The sequence below is a fragment of the Pseudonocardia sp. genome (assembly GCF_025965585.1).
In the GTDB taxonomy this organism is placed as follows: domain Bacteria; phylum Actinomycetota; class Actinomycetes; order Mycobacteriales; family Pseudonocardiaceae; genus Pseudonocardia.
Genome location: NZ_JAOPWR010000202.1, coordinates 1 through 12,974, shown reverse-complemented (window position 1 = coordinate 12,974; position 12,974 = coordinate 1). Strand labels below are relative to the sequence as shown.

The following is a 12,974-nucleotide window of genomic DNA, read 5'->3' as shown; positions in this document are numbered from 1 at the left end:
CGCCCTGCGTGACCCGGATCCGTCAGCGGCCCGTTCGGGACGGTGAGACCGGCTCCGGTCGCGTCACGCCCCGCCCGACGGCAGCTGCACCACGCTCACGAAGAAGTGGTCGATCTGCTTGATCGCCTCGATGAAGCTGTCGAAGTCGACGGGCTTGGTGACGTAGGCGTTGGCGTGCAACTGGTAGCTGCGCAGCACGTCCTCCTCGGCCTGCGAGGTGGTCAGCACGATCACCGGGATGTGCTGGAGCGCCGGGTCGGCCTTGACCTCCTCCAGCACCTCGCGCCCGTCGCGGCGCGGCAGGTTCAGGTCGAGCAGGATCAGGTCCGGCCGCGGGACGTCGGTGTAGGGCTCCTCCTTGCGGAGGTAGGACAGCGCCGCCGCGCCGTCGGTCACCACGTCGAGCCGGTTGTGCAGGTACTCCTCGAAGGCCTCGCGTGTCATCAGGACGTCGCCGGGGTCGTCCTCCACCAGCAGCACGTTCACGACGCGGGGGTCGGGGTCGGTCATGGGCTCTCCTCGGGAGCAGGGACAGCGGGCAGGGTGACACGGACGACCGTGCCCGGCCCGTCGGGGGCATCGATGCAGATGCGGCCGCCGTGGAACTCGACGATCTTCTTGGCCAGCGACAGCCCGATGCCCGTGCCCGGGTAGACGTCCCGGCCGTGCAGCCGCTGGAAGATCACGAACACCTTGTCGGCGTACTCGGGCTCGATGCCGATGCCGTTGTCGGCCACCGCGATCTCCCAGCCGTCCTCGACGGGCTGCGACGACACGGCGACCAGCGGGGGGACGCCCGCGCGGTGGAACTTCAGGGCGTTGCCGACCAGGTTGACCAGCAGCTGGCGCAGCAGCGAGAGGTCGCCGGACACGGTGGGCAGCTCGCCGATCCGGATCTCGCCGTCGGCCTCGGCGCGGGCGTTCTCGAGCTGCGTCGCGGCAGCCTTGGCCACCGCACCCAGGTCGACGGGGACGAAGCCCTCGGTGGTGCGGCCGACCCGGGAGAACGCGAGCAGGTCGTTGATCAGCCGCTGCATCCGGGACGCGCCGTCGACGGCGAACTCGATGTACTGGTCGGCGCGCTCGTCGAGCTGCCCGCCGTACCGCCGCTGCAGCAGCTGGCAGAAGCTCGACACCTTCCGCAGCGGCTCCTGGAGGTCGTGGCTGGCGACGTAGGCGAACTGCTCGAGGTCGCGGTTGGAGCGCTCCAGCTCGCGCGTCTGCTCGTCGAGGCGGCGGTTGGCCCGCTGGACGTCGTCGAGGTCGGCGAGGATGTGCACCCGCATCGCCTCGACGTCCTCGCCCAGCTCGGTGATCTCCCGCGGCCCGGTGGCCCGCACCGGCCGCTGGACGTCACCGGAGACGACGGCGCGCACCTTCTCGGCGAGGTCCGAGACGGGGCGCAGCACTGCGTGGCGCAGCCCGACCGCGGCGGCCGCGAGGAACACGGCGAACACGACGGCGATCGCGATGCCCACCCCGGTGAGGAACGCCGCCGCCGCGTTGAGCCGGTCCCGCGCGGCCACGCGCTGCACGTCGAGGTCGGCCTGCAGGGTGCTCACCGCCGATCGCACCCGGTCGAAGAGCGTCCGCCCGGTGTCGGGTCCCGGGGCGGCAGGGGCCTTTGCGAGCACCGGCTCGGCGTAGCCCGTGCGCCAGTCCGTCATCGCCTGCTCGACGGAGTCGAGATCGGTGAGGACCTGGCGGAACCCTCCGGCGGCGGCGAGGCTCCGCACAGCGGCCACCTGGGCGCCCTCGGTGCTCCGACCGGACCGGTAGGGGTCCAGGAAGTCCTGGCGGCCCGTCAGCCCGAACCCGCGCACGCCGGTCTCCTGGTCGACCAGGGCACCGGAGAGCTGCTGGGCCGAGATCACGGCCGGGACGGCCACGTCGAGCAGTGCGCTGCGCGCGGCGGTGAGGCGAGACAGCGCCAGCGCACCCAGCACGACGGCCGCGATCGAGACGAGCGCCGCCACCGACGCGCCGACCATGAAGATCCGCGACAACGGCCAGCGCCGCTCGCCCGCCCCGGTGCGGCGCGGCGTCAGCACCCGCCGCCGGACAGGTGCGTCGACGGTCACGGGCCCACCACCGGCAGGCCGGACAGCACGAGGATCGCGACGTCGTCGAGCAGCGGGCCGCCGTTGAACCGCACGGCGTCCTCGACCAGGCGCGAGGGCAGGTCATCCAGGTCGGTGTCGCACTTCTGGCGCAGCAGCTCGACCAGTCCCTCCGGCCAGAGCAGCTCGCCCGGGACCGGGCCGGCGCCCTCGATCAGCCCGTCGGTGTAGAGCAGCAGCACCCAATCCTCGTCCAGCACCACGTGCAGCGCCTCCCAGCTCGCCTCGGGGTGGATGCCCAGCGGCAGCCCGACGGTGGGCGCGAGCGCGAGTGGCGCGGGACGCAGCGCCACGGGCGGTGGGTGCCCGGCGAGCCGCACGAGCGCCTCGGCCCGGCCGCCGGCACCGGGGGTGATCGCGACGGTGGACACGGTGGTGAACAGGTTCTGCTCGTGCCGCTCGCTGACCAGCACCTGCTGCAGCTTCGGCAGCACCTGGGCCTCGTCGACGCCCGCGAGCACCAGCGCCCGCCACGACACGCGCAGCAGTGCCCCGAGGGCGGCCTCGTCGGGCCCGTGCCCGCACACGTCGCCGATGATCGCGTGGACCGTGCCGTTCGGGCCGAGGACGGCGTCGAAGAAGTCGCCGCCGAGCACGGCCCGCGTGCGCCCGGAGCGGTAGAACGACCGCGCCTGCACCGCGCTGCCCGCGAGCAGCGGCGAGGGCAGCAGGCCGCGCTCGAGCCGTACCGACTCCGCGGCGGCCAGCTCCTCCTCGCGCAGACGCAGGAGGCTGCTCTCCGCGCGCCTCCGCTCGACGGCGTAGCGGATGGAACGGATCAGCACCGGGCCGTCGACCTGCCCCTTGACGAGATAGTCCTGGGCGCCGGCGGCCACCGCGGCGGTGCCGAGGTGCTCGTCGTCGAGACCGGTCAGGACGCACACCGCGGCCTTGTCGTCGGCGCGCAGCACCGCCCGCAGGCCGTCGAGCCCCTGGGTGCCGGGCAGGTTCAGGTCGAGCAGGACGCAGTCGCACTTCGCGACGTGTTCGAGCGCGTCGGGCATCGACTCGGTGATGGTGAGCGCGAGCTCCGGATCGACCTCGGCGAGCAGCTCGGCAACGAGGAAGGCGTCGCCCGGGTCGTCCTCGACCAGCAGCACGTGGTGGACGCGGCTGGTCCGTTCACTACGACTCACTCAGCGGCCTCCTCGCGGCACCCGCATCAGCACCGGTCGGACGGCGGGAAGGTGAGAGTAGGGCCCACTGCCGCCCACGCGCAGCGCGGAGCGCGGATCACGCCGCTGCAGCGGCCCGCAGCACGGACGTGAACAGTCCGAGACCGTCGGTGGACGGGCCGGTCAGAGTGTCGATGGCGTGCTCGGGATGCGGCATGAGACCCACCACGCGGCCGTCGGCCGAGCTGATCCCGGCGATGTCGTTCATCGCACCGTTCGGGTTGCCGCCCACGTACCGGAACACCACGCGGCCGGCGTCCTCGAGCTCAGCGAGCGTGGCGGCGTCGGCGACGTAGCGGCCCTCCGCGTTCTTGATGGGGACGAGGATCTCCTGGCCCGCGGTCAGGTCGCCGGTCCACGAGGTGGAGCTCGTCTCGAGGCGCAGCCTCTGATCGCGGCAGACGAAGTGCAGGCCCGCGTTGCGCACGAGCGCCCCGGGCAGCAGCCCCGCCTCGCAGAGGATCTGGAAGCCGTTGCAGATGCCGAGCACCGGCATCGCGCGCCCGGCCGCGGCCACGACCTCGGTCATGATCGGGGCGATGCTCGCGATGGCGCCGGCGCGCAGGTAGTCGCCGTAGGAGAAGCCACCGGGCACGACCACGGCGTCGACGCCCTTGAGGTCGCGGTCGGCGTGCCACAACGCGACGGCCTCGGCGCCCGCGTAGCGCACGGCACGGGCCGCGTCGACGTCGTCGAGGGTGCCCGGGAAGGTGATGACGCCGATCCTCATACCCGGCTCACGACCCAGTCCTCGATCACGGGGTTCGCCAGCAGCTCACCCGCGATGCGGTGCAGCGTCGCATCGTCCACCGCGTCGTCGACCTCGAGCTCGAAGTGCTTGCCCTGCCGCACGTCCGCGACACCGGCGACACCGAGCCGCACCAGCGCCCCCGCCACTGCCTGACCCTGGGGGTCGAGGATCTCGGGCTTGGGCATCACGTCCACCACCACTCTGACCACGGGGTGAGCCTACGTTCTCGGTCGAGGAGGGTCGCCAGGAGCTGCACGGGGGCGCGGCGTCGCGCCGACAGCGAACGGCGTTGACCCCCGGCGTCCCGGTCGGTGAGCCTGGCCGCATGGGTCGTTGGCTGGTGCTCGGAGGAACGCGTTTCCTGTCCGCAGCGGTGGCGGAGGCCGCCCTCGGACGTGGCCACGAGGTGGTGTGCGCGGCACGCGGAGCGTCCGGCCCGGTGCCCGAGGGCGCCACGCTCGTTCCGGTCGACCGCGACGAGCCCGAAGCGCTCGACCCGCTGCGCGGCGAGCGGTTCGACGCCGTGGTGGACGTCGCCACGATGTCGCTGCCGTGGGTGCACGACGCCCTGGACGCCCTGGGCGCGACGGCCGGCCACTGGACGTTCGTGTCGTCGATCAGCGTCTACGCCGATCCGGGGCCGGTCGGGCAGGGCGTCGACGCCCCGCTGCTCCCGCCCCGCGAGGCTGCCCACGGCCGTTCGGCCGCCGACGACCCCGACGCCTACGGCGCCATCAAGGTGGCGTCCGAGAACGCCGTCCGGGACGCGGTGGGCGACCGCGCGTTCGTCGTGCGGGCCGGCCTGATCTGCGGCTCCGGCGACCGCAGCGACCGCTTCGGCTACTGGCCGCAGCGGTTCGCCCGCGGCGGGCGGGCGGTGGTGCCCGACGACCCCGGCCAGCCCGCCCAGATCGTGGACGTGCGGGACCTCGCCGACTGGATCGTCCGCGCCGGCGAGGACGGCCTGACCGGCACGTTCGACGGGAGCGGCCCGCGGACCACGCTCGGCGCGCTGCTCGACGAGGTGGCCGCCGCGGTCGGGGCGCCGGACCTGGAACGGGTGCCCGTCACGCCCGAGACCCTCACGGCAGCGGGCGTGACACCGTGGTCGGGCCCGCGCTCGCTGCCGCTGTGGCTCCCGCCGACCCACCGCGGGATGACGGCCCACGACACCTCCGCCGCGGCGGCGGCCGGCCTGCGCTGCCGCCCGATCGCCGAGACGGCGCGCGACTCCCTGGCCCACGAGCACGCCCTCGGCCCCGACCGCCCCCGTGTGGCGGGCCTGACCCCGGAGGACGAGGAGCTCCTCCTCTCATGAGGCCCCGCGGGTCGAGGCGCCGGCGCCTCTGCGGTGGCACAGTGGCGTCGTGCAGATCACCCACTTCGGCCATGCCTGCGTGCTCCTCGACACCGGTGCTGCACGCCTGCTGATCGACCCCGGCGCCTTCTCGACCGACTTCGAGACCAGCACCGGCCTGGACGCCGTGCTGGTCACCCACCAGCACTTCGACCACCTCGACACCGACAAGCTGAAGGTGCTGCTGCGGGCCAACCCCGACGCGCGGCTGATCGTCGACGCCCAGAGTGCAGCCCTGCTGGACGGGTTCGACCACGAGGTCGTCGCACCCGGGACCTCGTTCGACGTCGCCGGCGCGCACATCGACGTGCTGGGCGGGGAGCACGCGGTGATCCACCCGGACATCCCGGTGATCGCCAACAACTCCTACCTGGTGGACGGCACGCTCCTGCACCCCGGCGACGCCTTCCAGCTGCCGCCGTCGCCGGTCGAGGTGCTGCTCCTACCGACGGGCGCACCGTGGCTCAAGGTCGCCGAGGCCGTCGACTACCTCCGTGCCGTGGCACCCCGCACCGCCGTGCCGATCCACGAGGCCGTGCTGGCGATGCCGCAGATGCACTACGGGATGTTCGAGAGCCTCAAGCCCGCCGGTACCGAGGTCCGCGTACTCGACCGTTCCGAGACGACGACGATCTGAGCCGGCTGCACGCCGTTCGGTGTCGACTCGCACGCCGTTCGGTGTCGACTCGCGCACCAGCCCGTGCCGACTCGCGCGTCGTGCCGGCCCGCGGGGCTCAGGCGGCGTGGGTCAGCGTCGCGGCCTCGTACGTGGCGGGAAGGGCGCCCAGGTCCAGCGCGGCGCCGACGGCGGCCAGCACCGCGTCGCGGCGGGGCGTGCGCTTGAGGTCCTTGGCCCGGACGTTGATCCGCACCAGCCCGCCGCGGCGGACCGTGCGGGCCACCTCCGCCTCGAGCAGCCGGCAGCGCCAGGCCTCTGCCGCCTTCTGGTCGTCGGCCACCGGGCGGCGCTCGCCGGAGACCCGGAAGCCCAGCACGCGGGACCGCGTCGTCGCCGCGTCGTCCCGCAGCACGCGCACGCCGGTCTCGTCGGCGAGCAGCCCGAACCCCTGCTCGCGCAACGCCTCCACCGTGCCCTCGGACGCGAGCCAGCGCGGCGGCACGAACCCGTCGGTGCGCAGGCCCACGGCCGTCAGCACGCGGCGGGCGGCCGTGAGGCGCAGCCCGGCCTCGTGCCGGGGCAGCGTCGCGAACTCGGCGCGCCGTCCGACGCGGGCGAGCGCGGAGCCCTGCCAGTTCCCGATCGGGTCGGGCATGTGGTCGTAGCCGTGCAGGACGAGCACATCGCCGGCCGCACGGCGCTCGTGCATCCAGCGCACGAGCGGGGAGCCGGGCCGCAGCGGACCGCTCCCGGTGCGCGGGCGCAGTAGGTGCGACACGGCGACGCCCAGGGCGTCGAGCTCGGCGGCGAACGCTGCGCCGCGGCGCAGCGACTCAGGGGAGTCGTCGGACAGTCCGGAGAGCGAGACGATCAGTCGGGCGGCCACACCCGGAATGAACTCACACCGACGTGAACGCCCAGTCGCTTCCGGTGATCAGTTCGTAGACCTCCACGTAGCGGGCGCGCGTGGCGTCGACGACCTCGGCGGGCACCTCGGGGCCGGGGGCGGTGCGGTCCCAGTCCAGGGTGGACGACCAGTCGCGCACGTACTGCTTGTCGAACGAGAACTGCGGGCCACCGGGCTTCCAGCGGTCGGCGGGCCAGAAGCGCGACGAGTCCGGCGTCAGCACCTCGTCGCCCAGCACGATCGCGCCCTCGGGGTCGAGGCCGAACTCCAGCTTCGTGTCCGCGACGAGGATCCCGTTCGCGGCGGCCGTCTGCGCTCCACGCGCGTAGACGGCGAGCGTGAGCTCCTTCAGCCGCTGAGCCCGATCGGCGCCGATCAGGGCCACGACCTCGTCGAACGTCATGAACTCGTCGTGCTCCCCCACCGGTGCCTTGGTGGTGGGGGTGAAGATCGGCTCCGGCAGCTTCGAGCCCTCGACGAGTCCGGGGGGCAGCGGCACACCCGAGACGGTGCCCTGCTTCTGGTACTCCTTGAGCCCCAGGCCGGCGAGGTAGCCGCGCGCGATGCACTCGACGGGGAGCATCTCCAGCTTCCGGCACCGCACGGCCCGGCCGGCGAACTCGGCGGGCACGTCGGTGGCGGAGATCACGTGATGAGGCACGAGGTCGGCGAGCTTGTCGAACCACCACAGCGACAGCCGCGTGAGCACCGCGCCCTTGTCCGGCACGGCCGTCGGCAGCACGACGTCGTAGACCGAGATCCGGTCGGACGCGACGAGGATCAGGTCGCCCCGGTCCTCGTAGACGTCGCGGACCTTGCCCGAGTGCAGCAGCTTCACAGGATGGCTCCGGGGGTGTAGGCGGCGGCGTCGGGGTGGGCGTCGACGACCTCCTGGACGCGCGCGACGACGGCGGCGACCTGGGAGACGGCCGCGCCGGTGAACTTCAGCGGGTCGGCGAGCAGCCCGTCGAGCAGGCCCGCGGGCAGGCCGAGCCGGTCGTCGCCGGCGAGCCGGGCGATGAGGTCGTTCTCGACCTGGCCCTTCTCCCGCATCGCCAGCGCGACGCCGACGGCGTGCTCCTTGATCACCTCGTGGGCGGTCTCACGGCCGACGCCCGCGCGCACCGCCGCCATGAGCACGGCGGTGGTGCCGAGGAAGGGCAGGTAGCGGTCCAGCTCGCGGGCGATCACGGCCGGGTAGGCGCCGAACTCGTCGAGCACGGTCAGCGTGGTCTCGAACAGGCCGTCGAGGGCGAAGAACGCATCGGGCAGCGCCACCCGGCGCACCACCGAGTCGGAGACGTCGCCCTCGTTCCACTGCGACCCGGCCAGCTCGCCGGCCATCCCGGCGTAGCCGCGCAGCAGCACCATCATCCCGTTGATGCGCTCGGTGGACCGCGAGTTCATCTTGTGCGGCATCGCCGACGACCCGACCTGCCCCGGCTGGAAGCCCTCGGTGGCCAGCTCGATGCCCGCCATCAGCCGGATGGTCGTGGCCAGCGAGGACGGGCCCGCGGCCAGCTGGACCAGCGCGGACAGCACGTCGAAATCGAGCGAGCGCGGATAGACCTGCCCGACGCTGGTGAGCGCCCCGGAGAAACCGAGGTGCTCGGCCACGCGGGACTCCAGCGAGGCGAGCTTGGTGGCGTCGCCGCCGAGAAGGTCGAGCATGTCCTGCGACGTCCCCATCGGGCCCTTGATGCCGCGCAGCGGGTAGCGGGCCTGCAGCTCCTCCAGCCGCGCGAACGCGACGAGCAGCTCGTCGGCGGCGGAGGCGAAGCGCTTGCCGAGCGTGGTGGCCTGCGCGGCGACGTTGTGGCTGCGGCCGGCCATCGTCAGCTCGGCGTTCTCGGCGGCGCGGCGCGCGAGCCGGGCCAGGATCGCGACGGCCCGGTCGCGGATGTGCTCCAGCGAGAGCCGGATCTGCAGCTGCTCGACGTTCTCCGTCAGGTCGCGGCTGGTCATGCCCTTGTGGATGTGCTCGTGACCGGCGAGCGCGCAGAACTCCTCGATGCGCGCCTTCACGTCATGGCGCGTGACGCGCTCGCGGGCGGCGATGGAGGCGAGGTCCACGTCCTCGACAACGGCCTCGTACGCCTCGACGACGCCGTCCGGGACGTCGATGCCGAGGTCGCGCTGGGCGCGGAGGACCGCGATCCACAGTCGGCGCTCCAGCACGATCTTGTACTCGGGCGACCAGAGCCGGACGAGCTCGGGGCTCGCGTAGCGGGCGGCCAGCACGTTGGGGATCACGTGCAGCAATGTTAGGCGCCCCGGTCGCGCACCGTATCTGCGCGTCGTTTTGCGTCGTCGCACCGTCCACGGACGGTGCGCGGACGCAAAACGGCGCGCGGATCGGACTGCTAGAGATGGCGGAGCAGCACCTCGCGGGCGGCGGCCCGGGGGTCGGGGTCGGCCTCGATCAGCGCACTGATCACCGCGCCGTCGACGAGCGACACGAGGTCGCGCAGCGCCACCTCGTCCAGCGGGCGCCCGGAGCGGGCGAGGATCTCGGCGAGCAGCGCGTCCAGCTCGCCACGCAGCTCGCGCATGAGCGGGGCGAGGTAGGGGCGCCGCCCGGCGCCGACGAGCCGCTCGTAGCGCAGCAGCACCGCCTCCAGGCCGCCGCCGCGCGACTCCGGGCCGAGCAGGAGGTCGAGCACCACCTCGGCCAGGTCGCCAGGGTTGGCGGCGAGCTGCTCGTGGCCCTCGGCGAGCTCATCGCGGCTGGTGCGCTCGACGGCGGCGGTGACGAGGTCGTCGAGCGACGCGAAGTAGTAGGTGGTGGACGCCAGCGGCAGGCCCGCCTTCTCGGCCACGGCCCGGTGGCGGACGGCGTCGAAGCCGCCGGAGCGCAGCAGCTCGGCGGCGGCCGTCACCAGCTCCTGCCGCCGGCGCTCACCCTTCGCCGTGCCCACGTGACCATTGTCCGCTCCCCGCAGGCGGGAGCTGTAGCGGAGCCCGTGGTCAGCCCGGCTGCGCGTACCCGCTGCCCTCGATGTGTTCCACGACGGCCGGCACACCGGTCACGGCAACGGCCACCGCAGCACGGCAACGGCCCTTCGTCCGGCCATGTCGATCCTCCCGGCACGGGTGGAGCCTTCTCTACAGGCGTGCGGCGAGAAAAGCGAGAACGGACGGCAGCCGGCCGGCGAAGGGCGCCGGCCGCTCCGAGCCGACGGCCTCGGAGCTGATGATCACCGTGCCGCCGGACGCGGTGGGGGCGCTGATCGCCCCGTGGACGAGCGAGGCCTGCGTGCCCGGCGGCAGGTACGTGACGGTCATCAGTCCCGTCGAGCCGCCGTCCGTGACCTCCAGGTTCACCCCGCGCTGGGTCCCGGGCAGGCAGACGTCGGTGGTGGCGGCCTCCGTCGCACCGGTGAGTGCGGGCAGCGCCTGGTCGACGAGGGCACGCAGCGCGGGGTCCTGCCGGTTCGCGCACCCGGTGGTGCCCGGGCCCAGCGGCGCAACAGCGGTGCCCGCGGTCTGCCGCTCGGTCTCCGGCGCGCCCTCGGCCTGGGGCGCCCTGGCAGGGGCCGCGGCACTGCTCGCCGTGCCCTCGGAGCCTCGGGGCAGCGCCACGGCGGACCCGATCCCGGCCACGGCCACGAGCGCGACCGCGCCGCCGACCAGCGCCGCCCGCCGGCGGATCGTGATCCGCCGTGAGGCCGCGGTGACCTCGCCGTAGCCGAACCCGGGCGGGGGCGCGTCCCCGCCGGCCGCGTCGCGGAACAGCGCGGTGAGCTTCTCGTCGTCGGTCATGTCGCAGCCTCCGCGGGAACGAGGACGTCGGCGGGTGTGCTCATGCCGCTCCCTCCGCCAGGTCGTCGAGCGCGTCGCCCAGTGCTGTCCGCAGCGCGGCGAGGCCGTGGGCGGTCTGGCTCTTCACGGTGCCCTCCGAGCACCCCAGCGCCGCCGCGGTGCCGGCGACGTCGAGTCCCTCCAGGTAGCGCAACACCAGCACGGCCCGCTGCCGTGGCGGCACCGAGCGCAGCCCGTCCACGAGGACGTGACGCGTGGCGACCCCGTCCGAGGCCGGTGCGGCGGCGCCCACCTCGACCGGCTCGGCCGTGGACCGCTCCCGTCGCCATGGCCGCCGGGACTCGTCCACGACGGCGCGCACCAGCGTGCGGCGCATCCAGGCGTCGAGTGCTGCCCTGTCCCGGATCTTCCGCCAGCTCCGGTGCAGCGCGACGAACGCGGCCTGGGCGTGGTCGTCGGCGCGGTGCCAGTCCCCGCAGAGCAGGTAGGCCGTGCGGCGGACGGCGTCCCGGCGCGCGCGGAAGTACTCCGAGAACTCGCGCTCGGCGTCGTCGTCCACGTCACCCCTTCTCACGGTCGGTCCCAGGACGGGGAGGACGCGACACGGTTGCACGTCGGACCCACCGTGACCCGAACGGCCCAACGCCGTGATCGTTCCGTGACCCTGCCGCAATCCGTTGGCCGCCTCCTGGTTGAATCAGGGTTCGTGCGACCCACATCGCGAGCGCGGCGAGCGGCGACCCACGACGGTCCTGTCGACCTCCGTTCGGACACCGTCACGAAGCCCACCAAGCAGATGCGCGCGGCGATGGCCGCCGCCGAGGTGGGCGACGACGTGCTGGACCGCGACCCCACCATGCGTGAGCTGGAGGAACGGGTGGCGGGCCTGCTCGGTGCCGCCGACGCGCTGTGGACGCCGAGCGGCTCGATGGGCAACCTCATCGCGCTGATGAGCCACATCCGCCGCGGCGACACGTTCCTCGCGCCCACCGGGTCGCACGTCCTCGACGCCGAGCTCGGCACGGCCGCGTGGCTGGCGGGCGGCATGCCCAAGCCGCTGTCGCACGACGCCGGCCCCGGCAAGGTCTCCCCCGACGCGGTGCGCCGGGCCGCGGGCTCGACCGGGCCCTACTACACGCTGCGCGCCACGCTCCTGTGCCTGGAGAACACCCACAACGCCGCCGGCGGCACCGTCACCGCCCCCGAGGAGCACGCCGCCGTCGCGGCCGCGGCCCGGCGGGCGAAGCTGAAGGTGCACCTCGACGGCGCCCGGCTCTGGCATGCCGCCGTCGCGCTTGGCGTGCCTCCCGCCGCCTTGACCGTCGGCGCCGACACCGTCCAGGTCTGCCTCAGCAAGGGCCTCGGCGCCCCAGTCGGCTCGGTGGTGGCCGGCTCCGTGGAGTTCGTCGAGGAGGCACGGCGGCTCCGCAAGATGCTGGGCGGCGGGGTCCGACAGGGCGGGGTGCTGGCCGCGGCCGGCCTCGTCGCGCTGGACCGTATCGACCGCCTCGCCGAGGACCACGCCCGCGCCCGCACGCTGGCCGGCGGCCTGCAGGAGCGTGGCTGGCGCGCGTCCACGCCGGAGACCAACATCGTGCTGGTGGCCGTCGCCGATCTCGACGGCTCGCTGCGCCGCTTCGAGGAGGCGGGCGTGCGGGTGTCGACGATGTCGGGCCAGGTCCGGCTGATGACCCACGCCGATCTCACCGACGCCGACATCACCGTGGCGCTCGACCGCATCGGCCCGATCGTGCCGCCGCCGCGCACCAACGGCGGCCCCGCGGACAGGTCGGGCGGCGGTCGCGCTCCAGCTCGACCGGCCGCGCGCTGACCGTCCGCAGCTCCGCGAGCTGCACCTCGGTGCGGGCGGCGTCCTGCTCGATCCCCTGCTCCACGTCACGAACGGTGCGACGCAGGTTCTCCACGAACCAGCTCGCGATCGGCGCCGTCACGACGCCGAGCAGCGCGATCCCGGCGACCATCAGCGCCGCGGCCGGCCTGCCCTCGAACGTCACGGGGTAGCTGTCGCGGTAGCCGACCGTCGATGTCGTGGTGATCGTCCACCAGACGGCCTCGCCGAGCGTGGTGATCGACGCGCCGGGGGCGCCGCGCTGGGCCTGCAGGTGAGCGGCCGGTCGACGCGGCGGTCCCCGGCGGCGATCCGCGGCTCGCCGGTGATCGGATCAGCGCCCGGCGTGTCGACGGCGGCCATGCGGCGGAGCGTAGGGCTCGCGCTACCGGTTGATCCAGGTCCCGAGCCTGCGCAGGGCCTCCTCGACGTCC

The 12,974-nt window shown here is 73.8% G+C and carries 15 protein-coding genes; 3 read left to right on the top strand and 12 right to left on the bottom strand.

What is annotated here, in order from left to right:
* Positions 1-63 precede the first annotated feature (63 nt).
* The 5 genes from JWR81_RS12970 to purS all read right to left on the bottom strand — a co-directional run bounded on the left by JWR81_RS12970 (position 64) and on the right by purS (position 4,255).
* Complete coding sequence (locus JWR81_RS12970; protein WP_297650988.1) at positions 64-510, bottom strand: response regulator; 447 nt, start codon at positions 508-510, stop codon at positions 64-66.
* Positions 507-2,081, bottom strand: a complete 1,575-nt coding sequence (locus JWR81_RS12965; RefSeq protein WP_297650986.1) for an ATP-binding protein — start codon at positions 2,079-2,081, stop codon at positions 507-509. Before JWR81_RS12965 ends, JWR81_RS12970 begins: the two co-directional genes overlap by 4 nt.
* Entirely contained in the window at positions 2,078-3,256 is a 1,179-nt protein-coding gene (locus tag JWR81_RS12960; protein WP_297650984.1) for a SpoIIE family protein phosphatase, read from the bottom strand. The genes JWR81_RS12965 and JWR81_RS12960 overlap by 4 nt, the downstream gene beginning before the upstream one ends.
* A gap of 97 nt (positions 3,257-3,353) precedes the next feature.
* Positions 3,354-4,025: a phosphoribosylformylglycinamidine synthase subunit PurQ gene (purQ, locus tag JWR81_RS12955; RefSeq protein WP_297650982.1), complete on the bottom strand. Its 672-nt coding sequence runs from the start codon at positions 4,023-4,025 to the stop codon at positions 3,354-3,356.
* The gene (gene purS / locus JWR81_RS12950; protein ID WP_297650980.1) at positions 4,022-4,255 is read right to left on the bottom strand and encodes a phosphoribosylformylglycinamidine synthase subunit PurS; all 234 of its coding nucleotides are present in this window, start codon (positions 4,253-4,255) and stop codon (positions 4,022-4,024) included. Before purS ends, purQ begins: the two co-directional genes overlap by 4 nt.
* Before the next feature lie 116 nt (positions 4,256-4,371).
* Here purS and JWR81_RS12945 point away from each other — a divergent pair, with 116 nt between their 5' ends.
* Positions 4,372-5,364 (top strand): NAD-dependent epimerase/dehydratase family protein, encoded by a 993-nt coding sequence (locus tag JWR81_RS12945; protein ID WP_297650978.1) that lies wholly within the window; start codon positions 4,372-4,374, stop codon positions 5,362-5,364.
* A gap of 49 nt (positions 5,365-5,413) precedes the next feature.
* The gene (locus JWR81_RS12940; protein WP_297650977.1) at positions 5,414-6,040 is read left to right on the top strand and encodes an MBL fold metallo-hydrolase; all 627 of its coding nucleotides are present in this window, start codon (positions 5,414-5,416) and stop codon (positions 6,038-6,040) included.
* A gap of 97 nt (positions 6,041-6,137) precedes the next feature.
* Here JWR81_RS12940 and JWR81_RS12935 read toward each other — a convergent pair whose 3' ends face one another.
* From JWR81_RS12935 to JWR81_RS12910, 6 genes are all read right to left on the bottom strand, one after another.
* On the bottom strand, positions 6,138-6,908 hold the full coding sequence (locus tag JWR81_RS12935) for a DUF2334 domain-containing protein (RefSeq protein ID WP_297650975.1): 771 nt from the start codon (positions 6,906-6,908) through the stop codon (positions 6,138-6,140).
* A 13-nt stretch (positions 6,909-6,921) separates the two neighbouring features.
* A complete protein-coding gene (locus tag JWR81_RS12930) occupies positions 6,922-7,767 on the bottom strand; it encodes a phosphoribosylaminoimidazolesuccinocarboxamide synthase (protein WP_297650973.1) in 846 nt (281 codons plus the stop codon).
* A complete protein-coding gene (purB, locus tag JWR81_RS12925; RefSeq protein ID WP_297650971.1) occupies positions 7,764-9,182 on the bottom strand; it encodes an adenylosuccinate lyase in 1,419 nt (472 codons plus the stop codon). The genes JWR81_RS12930 and purB overlap by 4 nt, the downstream gene beginning before the upstream one ends.
* 110 nt (positions 9,183-9,292) lie before the next feature.
* The gene (locus JWR81_RS12920; RefSeq protein WP_297650969.1) at positions 9,293-9,847 is read right to left on the bottom strand and encodes a TetR/AcrR family transcriptional regulator; all 555 of its coding nucleotides are present in this window, start codon (positions 9,845-9,847) and stop codon (positions 9,293-9,295) included.
* A 187-nt stretch (positions 9,848-10,034) separates the two neighbouring features.
* Positions 10,035-10,691, bottom strand: coding sequence for a hypothetical protein (locus JWR81_RS12915; protein ID WP_297650967.1), 657 nt, complete (start codon positions 10,689-10,691; stop codon positions 10,035-10,037).
* Between the two features lie 40 nt (positions 10,692-10,731).
* Positions 10,732-11,250, bottom strand: coding sequence for a SigE family RNA polymerase sigma factor (locus JWR81_RS12910; RefSeq protein WP_297650965.1), 519 nt, complete (start codon positions 11,248-11,250; stop codon positions 10,732-10,734).
* Between the two features lie 147 nt (positions 11,251-11,397).
* On the opposite strand from JWR81_RS12910, the gene JWR81_RS12905 reads away from it, so the two are divergent.
* Entirely contained in the window at positions 11,398-12,522 is a 1,125-nt protein-coding gene (locus JWR81_RS12905; protein ID WP_297650963.1) for a low specificity L-threonine aldolase, read from the top strand.
* Here JWR81_RS12905 and JWR81_RS12900 read toward each other — a convergent pair.
* On the bottom strand, positions 12,410-12,781 hold the full coding sequence (locus JWR81_RS12900; protein WP_297651061.1) for a potassium channel family protein: 372 nt from the start codon (positions 12,779-12,781) through the stop codon (positions 12,410-12,412). The genes JWR81_RS12905 and JWR81_RS12900 overlap by 113 nt on opposite strands.
* Positions 12,782-12,974: the final 193 nt, after the last annotated feature.

Excerpts from the sequence above, each read along its gene's own strand:
- purQ (WP_297650982.1), bottom strand. The coding sequence starts at position 4,025 with ATGAGGATCGGCGTCATCACCTTCCCGGGCACCCTCGACGACGTCGAC.
- JWR81_RS12945 (WP_297650978.1), top strand. The coding sequence starts at position 4,372 with ATGGGTCGTTGGCTGGTGCTCGGAGGAACGCGTTTCCTGTCCGCAGCG.
- JWR81_RS12915 (WP_297650967.1), bottom strand. The coding sequence starts at position 10,691 with ATGACCGACGACGAGAAGCTCACCGCGCTGTTCCGCGACGCGGCCGGC.
- JWR81_RS12970 (WP_297650988.1), bottom strand. The coding sequence starts at position 510 with ATGACCGACCCCGACCCCCGCGTCGTGAACGTGCTGCTGGTGGAGGAC.